Annotated in this window: 31 protein-coding genes; 7 read left to right on the forward strand and 24 right to left on the reverse strand. The window is 60.3% G+C overall.

Annotation, left to right across the window (positions count from 1 at the left end; translation table 11 throughout):
- Genes fliP through KIH45_RS16500 form a run of 6 tightly spaced genes read left to right on the forward strand, consistent with a single transcriptional unit; the run spans window position 1 to window position 4,793 of the window.
- Complete coding sequence (gene fliP / locus KIH45_RS16475; RefSeq protein ID WP_213177130.1) at window positions 1-738, forward strand: flagellar type III secretion system pore protein FliP; 738 nt, start codon at window positions 1-3, stop codon at window positions 736-738.
- A gap of 8 nt (window positions 739-746) precedes the next feature.
- Window positions 747-1,022, forward strand: a complete 276-nt coding sequence (locus tag KIH45_RS16480) for a flagellar biosynthetic protein FliQ (RefSeq protein ID WP_213177090.1) — start codon at window positions 747-749, stop codon at window positions 1,020-1,022.
- Window positions 1,019-1,804: a flagellar biosynthetic protein FliR gene (gene fliR, locus KIH45_RS16485; RefSeq protein WP_213177091.1), complete on the forward strand. Its 786-nt coding sequence runs from the start codon at window positions 1,019-1,021 to the stop codon at window positions 1,802-1,804. Before KIH45_RS16480 ends, fliR begins: the two co-directional genes overlap by 4 nt.
- On the forward strand, window positions 1,801-2,943 hold the full coding sequence (locus KIH45_RS16490) for an EscU/YscU/HrcU family type III secretion system export apparatus switch protein (RefSeq protein ID WP_213177092.1): 1,143 nt from the start codon (window positions 1,801-1,803) through the stop codon (window positions 2,941-2,943). The genes fliR and KIH45_RS16490 overlap by 4 nt, the downstream gene beginning before the upstream one ends.
- A gap of 30 nt (window positions 2,944-2,973) precedes the next feature.
- The gene (gene fliD / locus KIH45_RS16495; RefSeq protein ID WP_213177093.1) at window positions 2,974-4,407 is read left to right on the forward strand and encodes a flagellar filament capping protein FliD; all 1,434 of its coding nucleotides are present in this window, start codon (window positions 2,974-2,976) and stop codon (window positions 4,405-4,407) included.
- The gene (locus KIH45_RS16500) at window positions 4,407-4,793 is read left to right on the forward strand and encodes a flagellar export chaperone FliS (RefSeq protein ID WP_213177094.1); all 387 of its coding nucleotides are present in this window, start codon (window positions 4,407-4,409) and stop codon (window positions 4,791-4,793) included. The genes fliD and KIH45_RS16500 overlap by 1 nt, the downstream gene beginning before the upstream one ends.
- Window positions 4,794-4,796: 3 nt before the next feature.
- Here the strand turns inward: KIH45_RS16500 and KIH45_RS16505 are convergent, their stop codons facing one another.
- From KIH45_RS16505 to KIH45_RS16575, 15 genes are all read right to left on the reverse strand, one after another.
- A complete protein-coding gene (locus KIH45_RS16505; RefSeq protein ID WP_213177095.1) occupies window positions 4,797-5,525 on the reverse strand; it encodes a hypothetical protein in 729 nt (242 codons plus the stop codon).
- 68 nt (window positions 5,526-5,593) lie between these two features.
- On the reverse strand, window positions 5,594-7,003 hold the full coding sequence (locus KIH45_RS16510; RefSeq protein ID WP_213177096.1) for a glycosyltransferase family 2 protein: 1,410 nt from the start codon (window positions 7,001-7,003) through the stop codon (window positions 5,594-5,596).
- Window positions 7,000-7,950: a HEAT repeat domain-containing protein gene (locus tag KIH45_RS16515; RefSeq protein ID WP_213177097.1), complete on the reverse strand. Its 951-nt coding sequence runs from the start codon at window positions 7,948-7,950 to the stop codon at window positions 7,000-7,002. Before KIH45_RS16515 ends, KIH45_RS16510 begins: the two co-directional genes overlap by 4 nt.
- A 3-nt stretch (window positions 7,951-7,953) precedes the next feature.
- The gene (locus tag KIH45_RS16520; protein WP_213177098.1) at window positions 7,954-8,946 is read right to left on the reverse strand and encodes a YaiO family outer membrane beta-barrel protein; all 993 of its coding nucleotides are present in this window, start codon (window positions 8,944-8,946) and stop codon (window positions 7,954-7,956) included.
- Entirely contained in the window at window positions 8,939-9,316 is a 378-nt protein-coding gene (locus KIH45_RS16525; protein ID WP_213177099.1) for a response regulator, read from the reverse strand. The genes KIH45_RS16520 and KIH45_RS16525 overlap by 8 nt, the downstream gene beginning before the upstream one ends.
- Window positions 9,317-9,434: 118 nt before the next feature.
- The gene (locus tag KIH45_RS16530; protein WP_213177100.1) at window positions 9,435-10,433 is read right to left on the reverse strand and encodes a hypothetical protein; all 999 of its coding nucleotides are present in this window, start codon (window positions 10,431-10,433) and stop codon (window positions 9,435-9,437) included.
- 23 nt (window positions 10,434-10,456) lie between these two features.
- On the reverse strand, window positions 10,457-10,681 hold the full coding sequence (locus tag KIH45_RS16535; protein WP_213177101.1) for a hypothetical protein: 225 nt from the start codon (window positions 10,679-10,681) through the stop codon (window positions 10,457-10,459).
- A gap of 54 nt (window positions 10,682-10,735) precedes the next feature.
- Window positions 10,736-11,041, reverse strand: coding sequence for a hypothetical protein (locus tag KIH45_RS16540; protein WP_213177102.1), 306 nt, complete (start codon window positions 11,039-11,041; stop codon window positions 10,736-10,738).
- Window position 11,042: 1 nt separating this feature from the next.
- The gene (locus KIH45_RS16545; RefSeq protein ID WP_213177103.1) at window positions 11,043-11,615 is read right to left on the reverse strand and encodes a hypothetical protein; all 573 of its coding nucleotides are present in this window, start codon (window positions 11,613-11,615) and stop codon (window positions 11,043-11,045) included.
- Window positions 11,616-11,892: 277 nt separating this feature from the next.
- The gene (locus KIH45_RS16550; protein ID WP_213177104.1) at window positions 11,893-12,255 is read right to left on the reverse strand and encodes a hypothetical protein; all 363 of its coding nucleotides are present in this window, start codon (window positions 12,253-12,255) and stop codon (window positions 11,893-11,895) included.
- Between the two features lie 346 nt (window positions 12,256-12,601).
- Window positions 12,602-13,042: a DUF7831 domain-containing protein gene (locus KIH45_RS16555; RefSeq protein WP_213177105.1), complete on the reverse strand. Its 441-nt coding sequence runs from the start codon at window positions 13,040-13,042 to the stop codon at window positions 12,602-12,604.
- Window positions 13,043-13,205: 163 nt separating this feature from the next.
- Window positions 13,206-14,087, reverse strand: a complete 882-nt coding sequence (locus KIH45_RS16560; protein ID WP_213177106.1) for a hypothetical protein — start codon at window positions 14,085-14,087, stop codon at window positions 13,206-13,208.
- A 13-nt stretch (window positions 14,088-14,100) separates the two neighbouring features.
- The gene (locus tag KIH45_RS16565) at window positions 14,101-14,535 is read right to left on the reverse strand and encodes a hypothetical protein (protein WP_213177107.1); all 435 of its coding nucleotides are present in this window, start codon (window positions 14,533-14,535) and stop codon (window positions 14,101-14,103) included.
- 26 nt (window positions 14,536-14,561) lie between these two features.
- Window positions 14,562-15,386 carry a hypothetical protein gene (locus tag KIH45_RS16570; protein ID WP_213177108.1) on the reverse strand — a complete coding sequence of 275 codons (825 nt, stop codon included), beginning with the start codon at window positions 15,384-15,386 and terminating at the stop codon, window positions 14,562-14,564.
- A gap of 64 nt (window positions 15,387-15,450) precedes the next feature.
- Window positions 15,451-16,257 carry a hypothetical protein gene (locus KIH45_RS16575; RefSeq protein ID WP_213177109.1) on the reverse strand — a complete coding sequence of 269 codons (807 nt, stop codon included), beginning with the start codon at window positions 16,255-16,257 and terminating at the stop codon, window positions 15,451-15,453.
- Window positions 16,258-16,338: 81 nt separating this feature from the next.
- Between KIH45_RS16575 and KIH45_RS16580 the strand changes: the two genes are divergently transcribed.
- Complete coding sequence (locus tag KIH45_RS16580) at window positions 16,339-16,953, forward strand: hypothetical protein (RefSeq protein WP_213177110.1); 615 nt, start codon at window positions 16,339-16,341, stop codon at window positions 16,951-16,953.
- A 1-nt stretch (window position 16,954) separates the two neighbouring features.
- Here the strand turns inward: KIH45_RS16580 and KIH45_RS16585 are convergent, their stop codons facing one another.
- The 9 genes from KIH45_RS16585 to KIH45_RS16625 form a co-directional block, all read right to left on the reverse strand.
- Window positions 16,955-17,404 (reverse strand): hypothetical protein, encoded by a 450-nt coding sequence (locus tag KIH45_RS16585; RefSeq protein ID WP_213177111.1) that lies wholly within the window; start codon window positions 17,402-17,404, stop codon window positions 16,955-16,957.
- Between the two features lie 22 nt (window positions 17,405-17,426).
- Window positions 17,427-17,678 carry an acyl carrier protein gene (locus KIH45_RS16590; protein ID WP_213177112.1) on the reverse strand — a complete coding sequence of 84 codons (252 nt, stop codon included), beginning with the start codon at window positions 17,676-17,678 and terminating at the stop codon, window positions 17,427-17,429.
- Window positions 17,679-17,751: 73 nt separating this feature from the next.
- Window positions 17,752-18,186, reverse strand: coding sequence for an HAD domain-containing protein (locus KIH45_RS16595; RefSeq protein WP_213177113.1), 435 nt, complete (start codon window positions 18,184-18,186; stop codon window positions 17,752-17,754).
- 36 nt (window positions 18,187-18,222) lie between these two features.
- Window positions 18,223-18,852, reverse strand: a complete 630-nt coding sequence (locus KIH45_RS16600; RefSeq protein WP_213177114.1) for a DUF4262 domain-containing protein — start codon at window positions 18,850-18,852, stop codon at window positions 18,223-18,225.
- 45 nt (window positions 18,853-18,897) lie between these two features.
- Window positions 18,898-20,247 (reverse strand): hypothetical protein, encoded by a 1,350-nt coding sequence (locus tag KIH45_RS16605; protein WP_213177115.1) that lies wholly within the window; start codon window positions 20,245-20,247, stop codon window positions 18,898-18,900.
- 30 nt (window positions 20,248-20,277) lie between these two features.
- Window positions 20,278-20,814: a thermonuclease family protein gene (locus KIH45_RS16610; protein ID WP_213177116.1), complete on the reverse strand. Its 537-nt coding sequence runs from the start codon at window positions 20,812-20,814 to the stop codon at window positions 20,278-20,280.
- Window positions 20,811-21,887 carry a phosphoadenosine phosphosulfate reductase domain-containing protein gene (locus KIH45_RS16615; RefSeq protein WP_213177117.1) on the reverse strand — a complete coding sequence of 359 codons (1,077 nt, stop codon included), beginning with the start codon at window positions 21,885-21,887 and terminating at the stop codon, window positions 20,811-20,813. The genes KIH45_RS16610 and KIH45_RS16615 overlap by 4 nt, the downstream gene beginning before the upstream one ends.
- A gap of 14 nt (window positions 21,888-21,901) precedes the next feature.
- Window positions 21,902-22,675 carry a histidine phosphatase family protein gene (locus KIH45_RS16620; protein ID WP_213177118.1) on the reverse strand — a complete coding sequence of 258 codons (774 nt, stop codon included), beginning with the start codon at window positions 22,673-22,675 and terminating at the stop codon, window positions 21,902-21,904.
- Between the two features lie 78 nt (window positions 22,676-22,753).
- Entirely contained in the window at window positions 22,754-23,629 is an 876-nt protein-coding gene (locus tag KIH45_RS16625; RefSeq protein WP_213177119.1) for a hypothetical protein, read from the reverse strand.
- Window positions 23,630-23,674 lie beyond the last annotated feature (45 nt).

Raw genomic sequence — 23,674 nt, forward strand, 5'->3', positions numbered from 1 at the left:
ATCGCTGTTGCCGTAACTGCGGCAACGCTGCCGCTACCGGCATTTGCTCAGGAAGCCATTCCTGGCGCACTTGATCGTGCATTCGGGACGCTTGAATCGGGTAACGATGGCTCGCTTAGCCTGTCCCTCCAGCTTCTGCTGGTCATGGGGCTACTCACGATCCTGCCGAGCCTCATCCTGATGATGACGAGCTTCACCCGCATTCTTATCGTGCTGGCGATCCTCCGTCAGGCGCTGGGGCTTCAGCAGTCGCCCCCGAACCAGGTGCTCGTCGGCCTCTCGCTGTTCCTGTCGCTTTTCGTGATGGCGCCGACGCTGGACCGCGTGAACGAGACGGCAATTGCCCCTTATGCGCAGGACCAGATTCCTGCCGAGCAGGCCATCGCGAATGCAGGTGACGAATTCCATGCGTTCATGATCCGGCAGACGAGAGAGCGTGATCTCCTCATGTTTGCCGACATCGCGAATGCTCCGGCGTTCGAGACGCGCGAAGAAGTACCGTTCTCGATCCTTCTCCCGGCCTTCGTTACGAGCGAACTGAAGACGGCGTTCCAGATCGGCTTCATGCTCTTCCTGCCGTTCCTCGTGATCGATCTCGTGGTCTCGTCGGTCCTCATGAGCCTTGGCATGATGATGATGAGCCCGATGATCGTGTCCCTGCCCTTCAAGCTGCTGCTGTTCGTCCTGGTGGACGGATGGGCAATGCTGATGGGCTCGCTTGCGCAAAGCTTCGCGTAGAGGGCGTAATGGAAAGCGAAGTCCTTCCCCTCCTCGCGCTGGCAGACCGGATGCTCTGGACGACAGCTCTCGTGGCCGCTCCTGTCCTGATCGCATCGCTGGCTGTCGGTCTCATCATCGGCCTTGTCCAGGCGGCAACCTCGGTCAACGAGCAAACGCTCACCTTTGTCCCGAAGCTTGCGGTGACTGCTCTCGTCCTCGTCTTGTTCGGCGGAGCGATGATGGGGCTCGTGATGGAGTTTGCCCAAGAGATCTTCACCGAGATCGCGCAGATTTCGTCATGATCTCGCTGGACTTCGGTCTTGGCGGCATCGAGGCGGAATTCTGGCGCTGGATGTTCGTGATGACGCGCCTTGGCGCTGCCATGCTTGCAGCTCCGATTTTCGGTGCCAGCAGCGTTCCGCCTCAGGTGCGCGTCATTGCGGCCGGGGCCTTGGGCATATTCCTGTGCGTCTGGTTCCCGGCCGTACAGGCTCCGCAGGACCTGCTTTCGGTCGAAGGAATGGTCATCGTGGCAGGAGAAGTCCTCATCGGCCTGTCGATGGGGTTTCTTCTCCAGATGGCGTTCGCAGCTCCGGTGCTGGCTGCCGAAGTGATTTCTGGGACGATGGGTATGTCGATGGCCACGGCCGTCGATCCGGGCAGCGGGTCGCAGTCGCCTGCCCTCGGCCAGTATTTCACCGTCGTCATGACGCTCATCTTCCTCGCGCTTGGTGCGCACCTGCTCTGGATCAGGCTTCTGGTCGAGAGCTACATGACCTTCCCGCCCGGCGGGACGTGGTTCGGTCCGGAGCGGCTTGAGATCCTGCTCAGCTTTGCAACGACGATGTTCGTGACGGCCGTGGTCATTGCCTTGCCTGTGACCTTCGTCCTGCTTCTTACGCAGGTCGTGACGGGCGTGCTCAGCCGGTCGGCGCCTTCGCTCAATCTTTTCGCTCTTGGCCTGCCTGCAGGCGTGCTGGCAGGCCTTGTCGCGCTGATCGCCAGCCTGCCCGTCCTTCACGAGCAGCTGGGGGACTTATCGATGGCTGCAATTTCGGCTTCCGAAGCGCTGGTGATCCGATGAGCCAGGAGCAGGCTGCCGGCGAAAAGAATTTCGCGCCAACCGAGAAGCGCAAGAAGGACGCGGCCAATAACGGCGACGTCTTGCGCTCGAAGGAATTGGCAACGGCATCGGCCATGATGGTCGGTGGTGCCTGGCTCCTATGGGCGGGCAGTTGGCTGCTCGAGAGCCTGCGCACGGCGCTGAGCGTTGGCCTTACATGGGAGCGCGCTGATCTCGTCAACTTCGACCCTTCAGGAGCGATGATGGCGCTTCTTGCCTCCATCCTGCCGCCGGTGATGGTACTGGGTGTGGCGGTGATCACTTCGTCGATCATTTCCCAGATGGGCTTCGGGACCGGGGTGTGGGTCAACAAGAACCTCACCTTCAAGGGGTCGCGGCTCAATCCGCTCAACGGCATCAAGAGGATGTTCGGACCCAATGGCCTGATCGAGATGATCAAGGGCTTGGGCAAGGTCCTCTTGCTGGGCGTGATCGCGTGGGCCTGGGGCAGCAGTCACTATCACGGGTTCGCGTCGCTCGGGCGGGGTAACCTGTCGGAGCAGCTGGCCTTTGCATGGGATTCCCTGATCTCGCTCATCTTCTCGCTCGGGGCGGGACTTTTTCTCATCGCGCTGATCGATGTGCCGGTTCAGATGTTCCGCCGGAACAAGCGCCTGATGATGTCGTTGCAGGAAGTGCGTGACGAGACCAAGGAATCGGAAGGTTCGCCTGAGCAAAAGGGCGCCATCAGGGACAGGCAGAGGAAGATGGCTGCTGGCGCCTTGGCGCCTGCAATGAAAGAAGCCCAGTTCGTAGTCACCAACCCGACCCATTTCTCGGTGGCGCTTTGCTACGACCCCGCGAAGGCAGATGCTCCCATCCTCGTTGCCAAGGGGCGGGACGATAAGGCCCTCGCGATCAGGGACCTTGCCGGCGAATACGATCTGCCAGTGCTTGAATTTCCGCAGCTGGCCCGCGCGCTCTTTTTCACGACGCAGGAGCGGCAGGTCATCCGGCACGAACTCTACGCATCGGTCGCCGCGCTGCTGGCGTTCGTGTTGCAGCTGAAACGCGGCGAAACGCCGCAGAAGCCGAAGATCGAGGTGCCCGTCGAGCTTCATTTTGACGCCGATGGCACTCCCAGCATTCGGCACCCTTAAAAAATCAAAAGATCATCCGTTAGGACAGGCATGACTACGACCAGCTCAACTTCCGCAGCCAGCAGCATCATCAGCGCCCTGGGCGCTGGCAGCGGCATCGACATGTCGGCTCTCGCCAGTGATCTGGCTGTTGCCCAGTATGCCTCCCGGCTGCAGCGGCTCGAAAACAAGAGCCAGTCCCTCGAGACGCGGATCTCGTCGGCCTCGAACCTCAAGGCAATGTTGCTGAGCCTGTCGACCTCGCTTGGTGACAGGGTTCGCATGGGCGACCTCTCGGCAGAGCCGAGCATTGGAAATGCGAGTGTCGCAACGGGCACGCTTTCGAACACCGTACAGCCGACTGGCTCGTATTCGCTTGAAGTGGAGCAGCTCGCACAAGGCCAGATGCTGGCCTCGGCAGCTTATGGCGCCGCTACTGATGTCGTGGGCGCCGGCACTATGACGATCCGGTACGGCGAGGTGGCAGGCGGGGTCTTCACCGAAGATACCGGTCACGCCTCGGTCGATATCGAGATTACTCCCGGCATGACGCTTACCCAGACGGCACAGGCCATTTCGGCATCTGGTGCTGGTCTTACCGCGTATGTCTCCAACACCGTCGATGGCCCTCGCCTGATGATCAAGGGTGCAGAAGGCGCCCAGAATGGCTTCGTTATCGATGTCGTAGAGGACGGCGCCAATCCGGGCCTGTCGTCGCTCGCCTGGCAGCCGGGTGCGGGCACAAGCTCGCTCCTTCAGGAGAGCAAGGACGCAACATTCCAAATTGATGGTCTCTCCCGCACGTCAACGTCGAACACGGTGGTCGAAGCGATTCCTGGTGTGAACTTGGAATTGACGGGGACGAACGTGGGAGCGCCGACGACGGTCCGTTTTGCGGATCCGTCGTCGGCAATTCGCGGCGCGGTGCAGGACCTGACCTCGGCCATGAACGAGATCGCTGCCGAGCTGAACGCTGCAACTGATCCAGTCGCGGGCGAACTGGCCCGCGATAGCGGTGCCCGTGCGCTGCGGCAGACGTTTGCCGGCCTTACAAACCGCATCGTCATGCCAAATGCGGCTGAAGGCGATGCTCGCACGCTGGCCGATCTCGGCATCAGCGTCACGCGCTATGGCACGTTCGAGTTCGATCCCGATCGACTGGCCAAAACCATGGAGCGCGATCCGGATGGCGTTACAGCCATGTTCACCACCGGCATCTATGGCGTCTACGGGACGTTCGACACGATCAACCGCAATGCGGCTTCGACGGGCAACCCGGGAAGTCTTGCCGGCTCGATATCGCGCTACAATAACGACCTGAAGCAGGCATCGGAGCAGCGTGAAGATCTCTTGGAGGACCAGGAAGTGACGCGGGCCCGTCTGGTAACGCAGTTTGCCTCCACGAACACGCGGATCTCGTCCTACCAGTCGACGCTATCGTTTCTGCAGAACCAGATCGCAGCCTGGAACAAGTCTGACGACTGATGTTGTCCCGCAGGCTCCATCCTGCCGAGGCCTACCGACAGGTAGAATTCGATGCGCGCGTCAATGGGGCTTCGCCCCATGAGCTGACGGCTATCTGCTTTGAACAGCTGATCGCCTCGATCGGGACGGCCATCTACGCGCATGAAGCCGAGAACCCGGAATTGCGCAGCCGCTCGATCTCTCGCGCGGTGTCGAGCGTCATAGCCTTGGAGATGGGTATTTCCGGCAATGACGTCGTCGCCAATGCCATGCGCGATCTTTATGGCCGGGCGAGGCAGAGCCTGCTGGCCAGTGCAATTCGGTTCAATCCCGATGCACTCGCGATGATCCGGACTGACTTTTCCGAGATCGCAGAGGCGCTCGGCCTCATTTCAAAGTCTGCCTGACCGTCAAAGCATGGAGAGCTGGGCGGTCTTCGCCTTCGCATTCCAGCGCAGGAAGCGGCTCTTGTAGCCGAAATAGCCGCGCTCGATCCCGTGGATCAGCGTCCATGCTTCAAAGTCTTCATCGCGCTGGCCCGGGAAGTTGATGCTTTCAGGGTTAACTGGGCCGGTTTCTAGGTACTGGGCAACGGCGGGTGCATCTGCCGGAATTTCCTCGATTCCGAGGCGCTCAAGCGCCTGCCGGGCCTGGAGGGTTGTAACATGCCCGCCCTTCTCTGCTCCATAGCGCAGGCCGTAAGCCAAGGCGCTCACGACGTCCTTGGTCGTGGTGAACTGGAGGGTATCCAGAAGGTCGTCGAGCCTGCCGGCGGAGACGAGATCCACCGCATGATACCAGGTCATCAGCTTGTTCTGGTATTTGACTTGGCTGCCTTGGACATACGTCGGTTCGGTCTCGAGGAGTTCGAAAACCTCTTTGACGAACGGATGATCGAGGATCAGCGGGTGGCTGGCGCTGACGACGCGGCCGATCGGCTCACCGTCAAGGACAACGACCGGTCCGTAGATCACGGGAAAGTTCATGAGACGGCACGGCAGGTTCCATGGCTTCTCGGTCTGAGGGGGCGAGGACAGGCACCCGTTCATGTCGAGGATGAACTCGTTGGGCGAATAGCCTGCCTCGATGAATTTCTCGGATACCGGGTCGAGCGTGAAGGACTGGTTGGTGTCGGACATTATGTGCCTCCAATGCAAAACGCCGCGGCGTTAGCCACGGCGTCGAGAGATAGATCGGGTCTTAGGTCTCAGCTTCTAAGCAGCGCGCTTCGGCCAGCCGCTGCCCAGGCTTTTTCCTTCCTGAGATAACGCCGGATGCCATCGAGCCTGAAGAGGAGGCTCAGCTGGCGGTATCCGATGCCCTCTATAAGGGCAGCGAACATGATCTTGGCGAACTTGGCGGTAGGCGGCTTGCGCTGGCGGGTCTTGTTGTCGAGCACGAGCGCGCCGATGCTGAGGCCAAGTCCGATGACGATCGTCTGAAATATGAAAGCGACGGCAAGGCCTGCAGGGATGATGCCCAAGGCAAACCCGATCGGCATCAGGATCCAGCCGAGCAATTCGGCAAAGGGACCGATCACGTCCTCGAGATACGCAATGGGCAGAGCCCACAGGCCGATTTGCCTGTAGCGCGGGTTTCCGATCATCGACCGGTGATGCGCCAGCGTCTCAAGGGCGCCCTGCTGCCAGCGCGCCCTCTGGTTGCGCAGGCCCTTGATGGTCTGCGGCACGTCGGTCCAGACGACGATCTCCGGGATAAAGTCGATCTTGTATGGCCGACCGGAGCCGCAGAAATGGCGGTGGAGCCTGACGATGACCTCGAGGTCTTCACCCACGGTGTCATGGCGAAGTCCGCCGATCTCCATCAATGCGTCGCGCCGGAATACGCCGAAGGCGCCCGAGATCAGCAGCAGCGATTTCATGTGTGCGGCCGCAACGCGGACCGAGAGGAAGGCGCGCGTGTATTCGAGGATCTGGAAACAGGCGAGCCAGCTCTTGGGAGTGCCCACGGCCTGCACATAGCCATTCTCGACGCGGCAGCCGTTCACGGCACGGATCGTCCCACCTACGGCAAGCAGGCTTCCGTCATCGGTGACGAAGGGCTTGGCAGCGCGCAGGAGGCCGTCAGGCTCGACAATGGTATCTGCATCGATGATGCAAACGAGAGGCGTCAGGGCGTAGCTCAGGCCCGCGTTTACGGCATCGGCCTTCCGGCCGTTCATCTTGTCGATGACGGTGAGGTTGCGATGCTTGCGCGAGGCGTAGACCCCCCTCACCTCGGTCCGGTGCAAATGAGCGACCGGACGGCGTTCGACCTCGTAGAGCTGGAAGGCAGCAATGAGGCGCTCGAGAGTATCGTCGCTCGAACCATCGTTCACGATGATGACCTGGTGGTCGGGATATTCGATGGCCAGTAGCGAGCTGGCTGAATCGACAACGGAGAGAGACTCGTTGAAGGCCGGGGCAATGATCGTGATCGGCGGGGAATGGGCAGCGCGACGTGCCCAGATGGCCTGCCGGGATACGGTCGGGCGCGGACGGGTGTAGAATACCCAGATCGAGATCAGGAGATGTGCAACGGCGATGAGGTTGCGGATGACGACAATCACAAGGACTGCCATCAGCGCGATGAACACAGGATGCGTTGTCATGGTCATGCCAGCATCGCCTCCTTTTCAATTTCGATAGACCTGGGTCGGGGCCACGCAAAGTCGGCCACCGAGCCGACATAGGGATCGGCAGTGGCCGTCAGCATTCTGCGGTGCTTTTCGCCGAACTCGTGTCCTCGGTACCAAAGCGATACCAGCGCCCTGTATCGCACGCGGGGTTCGTGGTGCTCGAGCAGATCCAGCAGGATCTCGTTTGCAGAGCTGTTCGTCGACCACTCGAGCGAAGTGGCGATGGCTTCTGCAATTTCCGCGTCGCCGGAGAACGCCCACCTGCTCAGCTTTTCGAAGATCGCGTGCTCATTGGATGCACCGAGGCAGGAAATGACCGCGATCCGGAACGCGCGGGGATGTTCGCGCGAGATCGCTTCAAGGTAGGGGCCATCCTGCCTCGCTAGTTCCCGTAGCACGGCAAGCTCGGTTATGCCGGTAGGGCCATTTGTCAGATCGAGAAACTTGATCGTTGAATCGATCGAGGGAAGACCGCCGAAACGAAGAAGTGCTAGCGCGGCCATCTTCCGGTATTCGGGCAGCCTGTCGTTGGCCATGACGCGCTGGAGAGTGAGGATCGTCAGGGGGCAATTGAAGCTCTCGAGCATCTTGATTGCCGCATAGCGACGGCGATTGCTCATCACGAATGCCCTCTCGGTATAAACGTGGAGCCAGCCCTGCCTGTCCAGCAGGGTTATCATTCGCTGGTAAGCTGCGCCCTTGATGATGTCGGCGAGGCGCGAGGCGGCCGTGAGATAGATACCGACAGGCAGGTTCTTCTCGAAGCCGCCACCGTGCGCAAAGGCGACGAGCTCGCGGGTTGCCTGGGCGACCTGCTGCTTGCGAGCCTTGTCCTGGCGTTCGTCCACGGCTCGGTCGACGATGAGAACGATCATGGAGAGAAGCATGAGGACGGTGGAAGCTACGACGATCAGTGTTGGCGTCATGACCTAGCGTCCGAAGCGATAGATGATTGCCAGCGTTCCTGCTGTCCGCTTGTAGGTGCTCGCCCGTTCTTCACGCTCGATCGAGACGTGCATGTCGACGCGGCGGGCGACAGGCAGCCTGCCACCAATAGCGGCGAGCTTCGTCATCCTGACGACTGCGCGTTCGGCCTCGGGGTAGCTGGCGAATGAGACAAAGGCACCGGTTCGGCTCTCTGGCAGGTAATCGGCGCGTAGAGCCATGCCTTCGTTGAGGCCGTTCTCGTCCCGGGCGAGAACGGCCTCGATCTTTACGCTGATGCGGGCCGACGGCGCACGTAGCGTTGCATAAGGCTGGATGATGTCGATCTCGTTCGATGCGTATGAGGCATGTCGCAGGTCGATCCCGACCTCATGGCGGCCAACGAGACGTCCCGCGCCTGCATGCACGCTCCACCTCTCTCGGAAGTCGGCGTCAGGCGTCGATGTTCCGCCCAGCCGCCAACGAACTGCACCGACAACGCCGGAAAGGTCTGCCTTCAGCCTCGTGTCTGCGACGGCGCGCTTCTCGCGTTCTGCAGAGATCGACACGGTGTAGCGGGGTTCTGACCAGTAGGCGGTAGCCGCAACGGTATTCCAGGTGGCTTTGCGGCCTGAAATCGAGACATCGGCCGTGGAAGCTGAAAGAGATAGGCCGCCGGCAGAAGTGGCGTGCTGGCCGCCGGTGAGAGCACGATCGACCTGGTCGGAAAGATCGGCAAGGCCCGGATAATCCGGCGATGAAGCAGCGATGAGGGACAGTGCGTCGCGTGCCTGCTCGTGCCGCTCGGCCCAGTAGAGAAAGCGGGCACGTTCGAGCTGGAGGTCGAGATCGGCGGGATGCTCCGCAATCTCCTTGTCGATCGCCGCGATAGCTTCCGAATGGCGACCGGCAATCGCGAGCTGGCGAGGGCTTGGCTCACCAAGGCCGGTTGCCGGTCCGCTCGCCAGGGCCGCTGCCATGAGCAGCAGATCAAACACCGGCTTGCGATCCTGTCAGGCGATCGACCGTGGCGAGCAGGCGTTCGAGATCGAACGGCTTGTTGAGGTAATCGGCGACGGTGAGGCCCCGTTCGCGCATCTGCAACCGGATGTCTTCGCGCGCGCTCGAGACGATGACCGGAAGGGCAGTCTTGCCCTCATCTTCCTGCAGGCGGCGGACCAGTTCGACGCCGCTCATGACTGGCATCATTCCGTCAGTGATGAGCAGGTTGCACGGCTCGGCCTTCAGGTGCTCGAGGGCGTCGGCGCCATTGTCATGGCTCGTGACGGTATGGCCCGCCGATGTGAGTGCGCTTTCGACGACGGCCTTGAAGATGTCGTCGTCGTCGACGACTGCGATAGCTGCCATGGTGTCCGTCCTGTAGTCCGAGAAGATCAATTGGGCGCAAGGGAGCGCCAAACGATTGCAGATGCCCATGGCATTTTAGGATAGATGCCATGGGTTTCCAAATTTTTAGGATTGCCGCTCAGGCGGGCTGGTTGTCGATCGCCTTGACCCAGGCTTCTACATCCGATGCATAGCGGCCAAGGTTCAGCGGTGGGTTCACCTCGATGGGGACAATATTGCCGCTGATGCGGTCAACGCACAGGTCGAGCCCATAGGCCGGGGCGCCGGCCAGTTCGGGCGTGAGCTTGCGGGCCAGCCGCAAGGCAAAGGCGAGGTATTGCTCGACCAGGCGATATTCGTGATTGACCAGTCCGTCGTTGCGGATCTCTTCCATCTTCGGATCGAAGCGCGCGGCGTTGTCGAGCGGCGTAAAGCTTTCGACGCAGCCTGCGCCTGTGACCGGTGATCCGTCGACAATGAACATCCGGTACTCGAAAGTCGGTTCGATCACGCCCTGGATGGAAAAATAGGGGCTCTGGACGCCGTCAAACTGCACGAGCGTCCATGCGATGTCCTCGTCTTGGGCGACGATTGCGTCCATCGGGCTCATGTCGGCCCTGATGTTGAAGATGCGGGCCATCCCCTTCTTGAGCGTCTTGATGAAGACCTGGCCTTCAGCAGGGACGATCTGGCGCACCGCTTCGTTGATTGCCGATGCGCTCGGCGGCACGAGGATCATCTTGCGACCTGACGCAGCGGCAAAGCTGTCGGCCAAAGCATGACGGGAGATCGCCTTGAGGTGCTCCTTGCCCTGGAGGGGAAAGCGGTAGTCGCTGTCCACCGTATCGGCCCGCGAGACACCCGAATGGAAGAAAGCGCCCTGCCCTGTGCCGGATGCGAGGCTGTCTTCGGTTGCGGTCAGCATGATGCCGCGGCACTCGCCGAGAATTTCAAAATCAACGCCAACGCGCTCGAACGCGTCGATGAAGCACGCATTCTCGACCCAGTCTTCCTTGTCACGCTGTGAAGGCGTTGCGACCGGAAAGTGGCGCAACCACGCTTCGAGGTAGCGCGGAGCATATTGGCCTGCTCCAGCGGGATACGTGCCCCTGTCGAGGGGGCGCATAAGATGGAGCATGAAATTCTTCCTTGGTCGGCGTGCTATGGCATCGAAGGTTCGATCCGGGCTGCCCTCGCCCCGCATTCGGAGCATTTGAGGTGTCGCTCGACGACTTCGACGCGAAGGGAGATCTTGCGGCTGTGAAGAGCCTGCATCATCTCGACGGGGTGCTTCAGTTGCTGGTGGCCGCATGCCGCGCACGTGACACGCACGAGATAGCCGCGCCTTGCGAACTGGTTGATGGAATCGGTCTTGATGCTCCCCATTGCCCGCTAGGAACATTGGGGGAACATCTGGTCAAGACCTGCTCGGTGTTATCGTCAGGCAGCGAGGCCTTCGACGTCGATCCGAGACGTTACGTCGACATCGACGCACAAGTTGAAGAGTTCCTTCTTCCAGTCTGCGTCAACGTCGATGTCCGGGCATTCTGCCATGAAGCATTCGGAGATGGTAAGAGCCGCGTGTTGAGCTGCTGCGGCGTCCGGAGTTCCATCGATCAGGTTGCGCACCAGCGTATCTACTTCGGCCGTGGGATCGTTTGCTCCGTCGATCTTCCAGTTGCCGTTTCCGATCTGGGTGACCGCCGCGCCAGCGAGGGCGGCCAGGATGTTCTTCTCGATCTTCATTTTAGAGCCTCGGCTTTCTGATCTTCACCATTTTCCCGGGATTTCCGTCATCCAGAAACTCAACCAGGACAGGGCGTTCGCTTGCTTCGCATGAAAGAAGTTCGCTGACCCACGCATCACCGAAGGCAACGAAGTCTCCGACGAACTTGACGTCCTCGCCGAAGAGATCGCCCTCAAGATAAAAGACAGCGTATTGCTGGCCCGTCCGTGCGGTGCCGGTGCGCTGAAGGGTAGGAATGACGGTTGCACTGAGAGGCAGACCGCTGCGCATGACGCGGCGCTTGCGAGGCGGTGACGGCGCACGAGCGTTCGAACCGGAGAAGATGCTGCCGGCCCCGCCCATCATTTCCGAGAAGATCTGGTCGAAGCCGATCGCATCGGAACGGGCGCTGAAAAGATCGCTCCAGGTAAGCCCGCTGGTATCGAGTTGGCGGCTTACCTCTTGAATGAGATCGTCTCCGCTGCGGCTCGAAACGAGCGTCAGGACCGAGTTGCGGGCGCCGGCATGGCGGATGTTGCGTGCTTTCGACGAGATCATGGCCTCGATCGACTGGCCGGTGAATTTCTCGATCAACGAAGCGGCGTTGGCGCGTTCGTTCTCGAAGGGGGACGAGAGCCGTCCGGCGATTGCCAGAACCTTGGGCTGCACTTCCATTCTCCTTTTTCCTCGAACCCACTCGGTCCGGGAAATTCGTCCTTGTCGTAAAGAGGCGAGGAAGCTCGTGAGCCTCCCCGCCTCTCTTTGGGGTCTACAGGGTCCGACCAACCGCTGTGCCTGGTTGGCCGGCAGACATCCGGGCACAGGACGCCTGTGCCGACATTATAGGATGGATCGTTGAAAGACGCCTACATCAAGCTGCAAATTTTTCTGCAGGGTAGATGAGCAGCGAAGAGCTGAAACTCGCGATGCGTGTCTCGAGCGCGATATGCTCGCCGTCGCGCTGGCGTTCGCACATTTCGACCAGTTCGTCACAAGTCGCCATGTCCGCGCAGTGAAAGCGGATTTCCCGAAGGGAGCGCATCTCGACGGCGGTCTGTCCGGTGATGATGTCGAGGATCGCTTGATCGCTGGCAAAGCCATCACCCAGGGAGATCGCGGTTAGTGCCCTGCCGTTAACGCGAAGCTGTTCGAGCGCTTCGTCGCGGCTTCGAACCACCGTCCAGCCCTGCTCGATTTCCAGCGGCAGGTAGGTTTGATCGAGAAAGATCTGCATCAGAGGCTCCTTGCGAGAAGACAGGGGAAACGATGATTGCGTCCGGCAGGGCGGGAAGATCGGCGCGAATGCCCTCGTAGAGCGCAAGCGTCCCTTCTTCGGTCAGCGATGCCTGGTATCCACCGGAGCATGGCATGAGATCTTGTGCGAGACCCTCGCCCAGAAGCTCCTGCATGGCCGGGAAGTCCCGGCTCTGGATAATCGGTGCTGTAAGAGGTCGGTCGTCGGCTGCGGCCATGATGCGGTACGCAGCGGTGCTGAGGTCGTCGACGTCGTAGACCATGGCTTTTCCCTTCAACCTGATTGTTCACCAGGTCGCTTGGAAAGCGGTGGTCCACGACGTGGATCACGACGCGATTGCGCGGTTTACGCCGTTGAGGCGATAGCGGCGGAAAAGCTTGAGGCGCAGTTGCTCGAGCAGGCCCCAGTAGGCAGGAGCCTTGTTCAACAGATCTCCGACGTCGAGGCCCATGGTCGCTGTCGGAAAGACAACGTTCTTTCCCATGCGCAAATTGTTTTCGATCCGCGCGAAGTCGTTGAGAAGGCGCAGATAGGCCTGGCTCGACGGGCGGGCATCCTCGTCCGTCATGTAGCAGAACGGCGCCGTCCCGCGCATGCGTTTGGTGACGATCCCGACCGTGTTGGGTTCACCGCGGATCTCGCGTTGGACGATGTCTGCGCTGTAAGCGCTGCCGTTGTTGTCGAGAAGATCTTCGAACACGAACAGCCAGTCTGGCTTCGTGCGGATATACGACCTCGTATAAGGGCGGTCTGCAATGTGAATCATGCCGCCAAGGTCGGAGGGGGGTGCGACCCGTTGCATCTTTGTACTCCAGCGGCGCCCGGCATGGGCAGCCGTAAGATGGCACTTGTAGGATGGCGGTCTAACATTGGGTTAACCGCCCTACAGGATTTTGCCGCAAGGGCACTTTGCAAGGTGGCTTAAGGGCTTAGGCCCGCGAAAAGCGCACCATGACATGGGGCCCATAGATCGTTGAGCCGCGAATGAGCTCGCTGATGACGAGGTTTTCGAATGCGTCGATCTGTTGTCCTTGCCGCTCTAGAGAAAAAGAAAACAGGCTCTTGGCCGGCTGCCCCTTGGCGATGGTGCTCGCGACTGTTTCCGGCATGTTCTTGAGCTTGAGCATGAGCCAGCCGTTCTGGAAGTAGATATGGTCGCTGAGCTGCCCTGCGGGCACCATGCGCCGCTCTGTCTTGTTCGCGTAGGTTGCAACGCCAAGCCAGGGGCCGGTCCGCGGCGCGAATTCGTACTCGGCCTTTTGATGAAAGACCCGCGTTGCAAGCTGCGAAAGCTCTTTGGGATCCAGTGCCGGATAGAGGTTGGTCACCAGAGGATCGACAACGATGTCTTCATGAAGCGGCAGTCGGCGGCGATGCAGCCTCGCCTTGGGGGCTTCGATGATATCACCGGCGCCTACCTGCTGTGAGATCTGGTCTTCCTCGATCCGGTAGAGCGGGTTGGCGCCCTGTTGTCGTAGCAGCCTGAGCTTCAGGACAAGGATACCGTCCTTGTGCTGGCGGTCGACGTGGTGCCTCAACGAGAAAATCGCGCCGAGAAGGAATGTAGCCTCGGTGTTCCCGTTGAACTTGAGCACCTGGACGCTGCGTTTCGGCGCAGGCCGGTAGTCGGTCATGGCCTGCCGGACCTGTTCGACCAGAAGCCATCGCTCATGGAGGCTCATGGCCATGATCGACATCACGCAAAGCGAATCGACCTGCACCTCCTCCGGCCACGGCGCGACCGGCGTCTTGTAGCCGGGAGCGACGTCGTATCCCTCTGGAAGCGAGGGATCGTTCAGGAGGAGGGGCATAAAATCAGGTCTTTCAGTTGCGAAGTCGGTCACAGCTCGGCCGGTCGCCGGCACGGCACGAGGCGGCAAGGGCCTGCATGATGCGAAGCGAGCGTTCTGGCACCTGCCGGCGCAGGGTGGATGCCCGGTTGCACGACCAGCGATCACCTTCCTGGCAGGCGATATCAAGCGACTTGCGCGCGCTCACGACCTGGCGGACGCGTTCCATGCGGCGACGGTCGTTGTCGGCCCGATCGGTCTCGATCTTGCGAATGCGGTTCTCGGCGCGGTGCGTGTAACAGCTTACCTGGTCGACTGTGGATCCATAGCGGCAGCCGTAAGGCACGACGCCTGTCGCGCGGCCGATTTCCATGATCGTCCGGTCGAGGCCGTCGGCGGCTGCAGGAACGGGCGACAACGCCGCGGCCGCAATCAGGGCTGCGATAGCGGTCTTGATCATCTTGCGCATTTTCCATCCTTCGGTGGCTTACACCCTCACCCGTAGAGACGGGGCTCTGCTCCCTTGAGACTGTTCTGCGAGATCTTGACCGCCAGCGCGATTGCCTCGGCATAATCGACCCTTGGCGCGTCGAGATCGATGGCCGTCATTCCTGCATCGTGAGGCGAGGCCGCCTTGATCTTGACGTTGGTGTCGCGGAACGCGGGCAGATCGACCGCTTCTGACAAGGGTCGGCCCGCAAATGTCGACGTCACGGTCTCGGGCAACGCCATGTCGATCGACATTCCGTTTGGCCGGAGAAATACTTCCCGGAACCGGTAGGTGTCATGGCGTAGCTCGACCTTGCGAATGCGCACCATCAACTGGCCGAACTTGCGCTCGATGGGACGGTCGGTGAAAAGTGGACTGTGGGACAAGGGTGTAATGCGGACGCCGGTCTTGTCTCCCAGCACGGTCTGGAAGATCCGCTTGAACTCTCCGATTGCCCTCGCCTCCAGCATAATTGCGGCGACGACGGATTCGAGCATGTAGATCTTGGCCCGTTCCGCGGTGACGTATCGTGCGGCAGCCGGGATATTTGCGACGCACTTCTTCACGGCGCGATCAAAGATCTGCCGATTGAACGGGACATTACCCCATTCGATCTCGAAGCGGATCTTCGACCCATCATGGAAGACGACTGCGGTGATCCCGCAGGCATATTCGAAGCGCTTGCCGTCTGGCGCGTGATCGTCGCCCGTCTCGAATTCTGCAAACGACGATATCGGCAACTGGGGGTCACCCAGCTCGGCGATGACGGCAGCCTCAAAGCGTTGGCAAAGCGCCGCACGATCGATGTCAGGATAGGTAATCTCTGGCATGATTGACCTTTCAGGGCGGTGTCTTGAAGTGGTGGCAAGCTGTCCAGAGAAACGGGGGCTCTGCCTAAGTGGTGCTGGGCGCCAAGCTGTTCTCAGAAATTCTGACTGCTAGCGCGACGGCCACGGAGTATGGGACTTTCGGAGCGTCGAGCTCGACGATCGTACGCAATCTGTCGTGAGGCGCGATAGCTTTGACCTTGAGGTTCGTGTCTCGGAAAGCCGGCAGATCGACAGCCTCCTTGAGCGGCCTCCCGATGAGCGTCGTCACCATGGTTTCAGGCACATCGATGTCGATCAGGATGGCCGTGGGTCGAAGAAACACTTCCCGAAACCAGAAGTTGTCAAAGCGCAGTTGAGCCTTCTTAAGGCGGACCTTGAAGCGACCGAAGCCTTGGGTGATCGTCTCCTCGCTAGGAAGGGATTGATAGGACAGCGGCGTGATCCGAACTCCAGTCCTGTCCTCGACCACCGATTGGAACAGGCGCTTGAATTCTCCGATTGTCCGCGTTTCCAACATCATTGCCGCGATCACGGATTCGACGATGTGCACCTTGTCGCGTTCCTGCTTCACGATGCCGGCGGCCGGCGCGATATTTGCGATGCACTTCTTCAGGTCACGCTCGAAGTCGGCGCGATTGAAAGGGACAATGCCCCACTCGACTTCGAACCGAATTTTCGAGCCATCGTGGAAAACCATGACAGCAACACCGGTAAGGAGATCCAGGCGCGGATCGACCGGGTCCTTGCCCGTCTGGAAATCGGCCACGGACGAGATTGGCATGTGAGGCTCGCCCAAATGCTCGATTACCGCCATTTCGAACCGACTGCAAAGAGCCGTAAAATCGATGTCGGGGCGGTTGAGCTGAGGCATGATTGACCTTTCAGGGCAGTGGCTTAGGGTGCATCAGCATCGCGATGCGCATCGGGGGCTGCGAGCTGATGACATGGGGGTATGATGAAAAGGACTGTTCTGGCGGCTGCTGTCGCTGCTTCGCTGCTCGGTGCGTGTTCGGACGCATCTTCTGAGGTTCAGATTGAGGCTGAAGAGCCCGGCGAAGATGACGAGGTTCTTCTCGAAGGCGAAGACGACGCCAATCCCTACGATCAATTCCCTGTCGAGAACTGGCAGATCTTCACTCAGGAAGACCTTATGACTGATGAGGTCGTCACCACCGCTGAGCAGACCTTCTATGCTGACCAGTTTCAATTCAACGTTATTGTGCAGTGCAAGCACCGGTACAACGGGGAAGCATTCGTCGAGATTGAGATACTTTCATTCGGCGAAGATGGTGAAGGCGTCGAATTTAAGGCCGGGCACGGGCCAGTCGGCATGTACGTAAGGGGATCGGTCAGGCTGAATGATGAGGAAGCCCACCCTGTTACAAATCTCAATCCGGACTACACGAACCAGTTCAAGCTGTCGGCTGTACCAGAGGATATTCGCAGAATCAGATTTCAGCCGTCGCTCGTTTCGGGCACGCCAGTCATCGACATGGATTTCTCCGAGCCGGGCGTCACTTCGCTGATCTCGGGATGCGAGAATATACCGCAGGAAAGCGCCACCTGATTCAGGCGGCGCTCTTCTCGAAGCCCATTCCCTGCAGGAGCGCATCGGTTTTGAGCGTGTCGGCTCGGCTCAGGACCTTCACTTCGATGTAGAAAGTCGCGGTCTCGCCTTCATTCGGCCAGCTGAAGCGCATGCCGGGGACGGCCTGCCCTGCCGGTGTGGCTGCGACCTGGGCATTGGGGCGCCCTGCTTCCAGTTCCGAGATGTTGAAACGGGTTTCGTCCTCGATGTGCTTGCCGAGGCCGTCCAGCAAACCTTCATTGGCGCTGAAGCCGCTCGCACGCTGGAGATCGCGAATGGTCGAATGGCGCATGCTGCGCGCGACCTGCGAACTCGTCTCGCCGTCGGCGACCGGGGTCGATGCGCGCGCGATCGTGTAGGTCGAGCCATCTTCGGCAGTGCGCAGGATCGTGGTAACGACGCGCGCAGGCACGCGGGTGAGATTGTTCATCGAAGGTATCCTTGTCGTGCGTTCAGGCAGCTTTGGGCTGGCGAGCGGCAATCCGCTGCTCGACCAGGGTCACGAGATCGCGAATGGTCCCGCAGTTCGACGTGTCTGCATTGCTGATGAGGATGTCGTATTCGTCCTCGAATGCGGCAACCAGGTTGATCTGGTCGAGGCTATCGATCGGCAGATCATTGATGGCGGTATCGAGGTCGCGCACAGCGACCGGGCAACCGAGCGTCTCGAGTTCGCTCAGCACCATTTCTTCCACGCTCTGCATAACGTCTGCTCCCTGTTCTCGCAAAATCTGCAAATTCAAATTGTAGGATGGCCGTGCGAAAGCGGCAAATGATTCAGGCGGCCTTGTTCATAAGCGCGAGGCCGCGCGCCCTGTCGTCGAAGGCAATTCCCAGCGCCGGATCGATGTCCAGGTGGGTCTGGCCGGCAAGGACCGGGGTATCGTCGATGATGAGATGCCTCCTGGCACCCACAACGCGCAGGTGCTGCCGGATTTCCTGCCCGCGGACAGAAAGATCATCGTCCATGTCGTCGACCTTCAGCGGCGTGCGCCAGTGGTCGCGATGTCCGTAAAGCAGGTCGATGAGATCGAGGCTGCCAAGTAGGATCATGATGTCGTCACTGATGCGGCGCTGCGATGAAACGATAATCGGCATATTGAGGCTGTTGGCGAGCCAGGCGACGTGGCTGGCGCGGCGCTTGATGATGTCATGGCTCACGTCGCGGTCCTTCTCGAGGAGCAGCACGCCGTCGATGTCGAGATAAAGCATGGGTTTTTCCGCTCCCTTCCTGATCACGCTTCCGTGTCAGTGCTTGAGCGTTCCCTCGTTGAAAGAGTGCAGGCCGCTGCCGGCGACAGGCTGGTAGAGGTGCCCCGGGTATCCCGCGTCCCAGGGGAAATGATCTTTCTTGTCCGAATAGACGATCTGCACCCAGCGGGGATTCTTGTCCGTCTGGCTGAGGCGCAGCTCGTTCGCGTAAAGATCGACGGCGGCTTCGCCATAGATGCTCAGATCGGCCGGACGGACCTCCTTGAGGTAGATCATCCATTCTTCGATCATGATGTAGCCGTCGCGCAGAGCTTGCTCGCCGTGAACGTCCCAGACCTTGTTGCAGGTCTCGATGAGATACTCGGCATTCGTCTCGTCGGTGTTGACGACGAGCCATTCCGGCCGGCCCTGCTCGGTATTGCCGACCGAATAGGCAAGCGGGGCGAGAACCTTCGGCCTCATTCCCTCTTCGATCATGCCCCAGATCATCTCTGTGGCCCGCGGATGTCGCGCTGCAACGAAGCAGGTATGGGCGACCTTAACGATCTCGCCCGCGATGATCTCTTCCTGGAGGTCCATGATCTTGCTGAGGGTTTCACCCTTCACAGAGAGCTTGGACTGGAGCTTGACGCTTCCGGGCTTGGTCGTGTTCGCTGAGTTCATCATTTCATCCTAATTGTCCCACTCCGCATTGGCTGATGCAAGCGAAGTTCAGGCCTCGACGCGCGCTTCGGCCTCGTCCCAGCCGATGATTTTGGCATCGACATCGTCATGGCCGTAGGGCGTACGCATCGCGAAGCCCGATCCGTTGTGAAGGGCGATGCCCTCGGTCGAAATCACCTCGACCTCTTCACCATCGATCTCGCGGAATTCGGTGACGCCCATGAAGGCGCAAGGGTGGCCGCCGCCAAATGGCGAGCAAGGAGGACCGCCTTCGAGGAGCTTGATGCCATCGTCGGTCTCGATGAAGTCGAGCGTACAGGCAAAATCATCATCGCCCATGCCGGCCGCATCGAGCAACGCGCTCTTCTTGGGGTCCGACCGAAGGAAGGCGAGTTCCATCATGCGCGCCTGCTGTCTGTCAGCAATTGCCTGGTCGACAATCCGCTGGGCCAGCTTGCGCACCTCGAGCGCTGCTATGATCGAACGAGTGTCATCTGCATCGACGTGAGGATAGTAGATCGAGACGCCGGTGACCTTCCCGCCAGCGACAAATGCGCGCCATTCCGCCGGCCAGCGGCCGGGGACATCGAGCGGCGTGCCTTCGCGGTGAGGATCGCTGGCATCGTACCAGTGGCTAGCACGCACCCAGGGCCGTGCGAGGAATGTCAGCGGCACGCTGGTGTCGTGCATGTAGAGATTGAGCGTGCGCTCGTCTTCGAAGGTAATGCGGCGGCGGTTACCCTCTCGAACCCAGCCCGGGCCGACTTCGAGATCGGAGCTGAAACGCACTTCGGGGGCTTCGTCCTGTGCGACGCCGCAGCAAGCGAGCGCCTTGAGATCGCCCGAGCCGCAAACATGGCTGCGGATCATCCAGCCATTCGGAACGTCGTCCATGGCCGAAAGGCAGCGTTCGTAAACGTCTGCGGGATCGACCGGATCAGCAGCTTCAACCTCGGCGGTAGGCATGGAGGATAGTGCGCTCGAGATCCGGTCAGCGGCCCGTGCCGTTCGCGGGTGGGCATGCAGGTCGATATCGCCGAGCAGCGAGCCGAGTTCAGGCTCGGTGAGCGACAGGACCGGTCGGGCGGGTACGGCAGCAACGCCTGCGCGCTCTGCGAGCACGAGCCAGTTGCGCAGATCAACAGAATCGAACCGGCCTGCTTCGCCTTGCGCCAATGCGTCAGGGGTCAGCCAGGTGGAGGCTTCTTGCGCCTGCAGTTCCTCGATGCGGGACATCTCGCCCAGCGTCTTCACAAGGCCTGCAGGGTTACGCGCGAGCTTGGCTCCGCCGACGACCATCTGGCGTAGTTTGCGGGTGCCTTCTGCGGCCGCGCCGCGGCGGCTCATCGCAACGAGAACCTTCTGGATCGTTGCGGTCATTCCGGTTGACTGGCCCATTGGCTTTTCCCTGCTGACTTTCAATTCGGCCTAGAAGCCGCCTCCCCTCGCCCTGCGCAGCTGGTTCTGCCGGCGACGGAAGTCTGTTGGATGGACAACACCGAGACCCAGGAAGGTCCCTTGCCAGATGCCCTTCCCCTTCAATCGGGGTCCGAGCGTGACAAGGAAGCGCCAAAGGCGGGACTGGTCATCGGCGTGCGCATAACCGTCACGGATCATCTTGCGAGCAATCCCTTCGCCTTTGATGGCGCCGTAAGCGACGAGACGCCCGTAAGCGTCGACATCGGTGGTGCGCAGCCAGATACCGTCATGGCGCAACATCTTTACGAGATGCTGCTTGGCCTTTCGGCCGCCAGGCTGCGAGAGCTCTGGGCAGTCGAAACCTGCCAGGCGGACCCGCGTCTTGTCGCGGCCATGGCCGATCGTCACGGTATCACCGTCGATCACGTAGACGAGATCGTATGGGAAATGCTGCCAGTCAGAACGGCCGCCAAAGAACCAGCGAAGCAGGTTCCCGATCAGCATTATTGCGATACCGACGATGATGAAGATGAGCAGATTGCTCATGCCTTTTCCTTTCCTTGCACATTCGCACAATGGAGCGATGCGATGACGGCCGGGTCGATGACGGCGTCACAAATCCGGTAGGATTCAGCGATCCTTGCCCTCCCCTGCGCAACGATCTCGGCATCTGCGCGGGTGATGGCTGAATAGGGCTTGGTGGTCATGCCAACCGGATAAGCAGCTTCGATAGACCGTCGCTCTTCGGCATGGCGCTTGGCCCCGGTCAGGTCGCGCTGAAGACCGGTGCTGAGTAGGCTTGGCGCGACATCGCCAAGCCAGCGGGAGGGCTGGAAGGCAAATCCGTAGCTGCATTCCATCGCGACGAGCTCGCGGTAGGTCTCGTGGTTGTCGAGATGGCCACTGGCGACCGTCAGGTCATTGATGGAGGCAAGGACGCAGAAATTGCAGGACAACCTCGTTGCGCCGAGGGGGTAGGCCTCGTGGAGCGCAAGGCCGGCGGCCTCATGAGCTGCGAAGACATCCTGTGCAGACCACTCGGCAATTGGGTTCCAGATGAAGTCATCTTGGCGGCGGCCAAACCGGCCCATGCTCGTGTCGGGCTTCACGATCGGGGTCGCCCGTCTGCCAATACTCTCATCCCGACGCAGGCCGAGGACCGAAACCACGGGACCGTCGAGCTTGGCCTTTACCGCGCCCATCACATGACCCTTCATCTCGCTCGTGCAGAAACGGGAGCTGGATGACGACCAGGGGCCGATCAGGCGAAGGGTCTCGTAGGCTGCCCAGCGTTGCCGGCCGAGATCACCGCGTCGCTGCCAACGCGAAAGCATGTCATGGGTCTTGTGGGCGACGATCTGGAGAGGAAGGCCGAAGAAAGCCGCGAGATATTCAACGTGTGTCTTCGTGCTCTTCCATTCGGACCTGCCGAGATCAGCATGAATGACGAAACGGCGGCTCTTGGGATGGCCCCACGTATCGAGATAGCGGGTCGCGTGGAGCATTGCGGCGGCGCTGTCTTTGCCTGCCGAGCAAGAGAAGGCGAACCAGGCGCCTTCTCTTGCCAGTCGTTCCATCTCTGCGTACCCGGCGAATGCGGGTTCACGCAGATTGGACATTTTTCCTCCTCGGGTCAGGCTACATGGCCGTGTTCGCGAATTTCTTGCACCTCGTGATCGTGATCGCGTGGATGCGGAAAGCCGGAGAATGTCTCCGAAAGCTTCCAGCCGCGATTTTCAGCGCCGCTGATGGTCTTGATCGCGCAATTGGCGGGGTTCGGTTCCTTCTCGCACCAGTCCCATGACCAATGCAGGAACTCCATGATTGCGCAGCGAATGGTAACGCCATGGCTGACGCAGATGATGTCAGTGGCAGGAATGCCACCTGCACCGGCGAAGTCGCGCATCATCGAGCCGAACACCGAACGGACCCGGTCGCAGACGCGGGCTCTCGATTCACCCATCGGCATCGGAGCGAAGAACTCGCCTTCGAATTCCTTGTGCTTCTGGTAGAGCTCGTACTGGCGCGGGTAGATCTCTTGCAGCTGCTCGGCATCGAGACCGTCGAAGAGGCCGAAGGACTGTTCGCGAAGCTGCAGGCACTCGCGCCACGTCGGCTCGAATCCGGCTTCGTATAGCGCCTTCTTGAGTGCGATCGCCGTCTGCTGGGTGCGCTTATAGGGCGACACGAGCATCAGGACCTTGGTGTAGGGATAATCGCGCTCCAGGATGCTGTTGGCGAGGATCTTGCCAGCTTTATAGGCCTGATCGTGTCCCTCCGGTGCCAGCGGCACGGCGTGGTCTGCGGTATGCAGGTTCACCTTGTTCGACAAATTGGCCTCGGAGAGGCCATGGCGAACGAAATGGATATGGCTTTGGGGCGGGCTTGGCGGCGGAGTATGTAGCAAGGCGAGACAGACCTTTCAGGATGGGTTGTTAATAGCCCCTATTTTATCCTGAAAGTCCGTCTCGCCAAAGCGCCTCGGTCAGATAATCGTCGAAGTACCAGTCGGACCTTCGATTTGCAGGCTGGTCACGGTTTCCTTCCTGGCGTCGAACACGCAGCGGTAGCGATGCTTCAGGTTCGCGCCGAAGGCATTTTGCGCGGTGAAAGGTCGGGTCACGACGACTTCGTCACCGTCGCCCATAGAGTACCGCCAGCGATCCATGTCGGAATCGGAGATCAGCACCTGTTCGACGAGCTGGTCGCAGAAGGTCACGATCTCGATTTCGTTGGCGTCCTTCTGGTAGGGCGACTGATTGCACGAGTAGATGGTGTCGATGGTGCAATCGCGCTTGCGGTCGGTCTCGGTGAGCTTCTTGCTCTCGATGAGCGCGAGCGCCTCCTTGGCCTCCGGCAGCGTGATCATGAAGCGATTGTCATTCGCGCAGTCGACGAACCAGACCGGGTGGTCCTTGGTGCTCTTCTTCTCCGAGACCATGCCGTAAAGCGGCTTGTCGCACTTCGTCGAGCGGGCTGCGGCATAGATCGCGCCGGGCTCGTATTCGCTCAGTTTTCCAAACATGTCGGCGCCGACCATCTCGTAGGTCTTGGGGAAGTCGCTGCGGGTGTAGGAAACGAGCCCATCAATGGCTTCCTTCGAGCTGGCAAGCACCGCCTTGGTGGTTTCCTCCGCTTCAGCCAGCTTGCGCTCGGCTTCGGCTACCTCTTCAGCGGCCTTCTCGGCCGCTTCTGCCTTCTCGCGCGCGGCAATCTCTTCGGGTGTCGGCTTTGGGACCGCGATCGCAAGAGCGACGAACAGGGCTAAGGCCAAGCCAGCAAAATGCTTGCGGCCCCAGTTCTTCTTGAACGGCTTGATGATGCCGAATGCTGCCACGAAGAACGCAAGCAGAATGATCATTGAAATTGCGTCGCGCACGGTATTCCCCCTTTTACGCGTGTAGAA

Origin of the sequence: Croceicoccus gelatinilyticus, from assembly GCF_018398395.1 — a bacterium.
Taxonomy (GTDB): Bacteria; Pseudomonadota; Alphaproteobacteria; order Sphingomonadales; family Sphingomonadaceae; genus Croceicoccus; species Croceicoccus gelatinilyticus.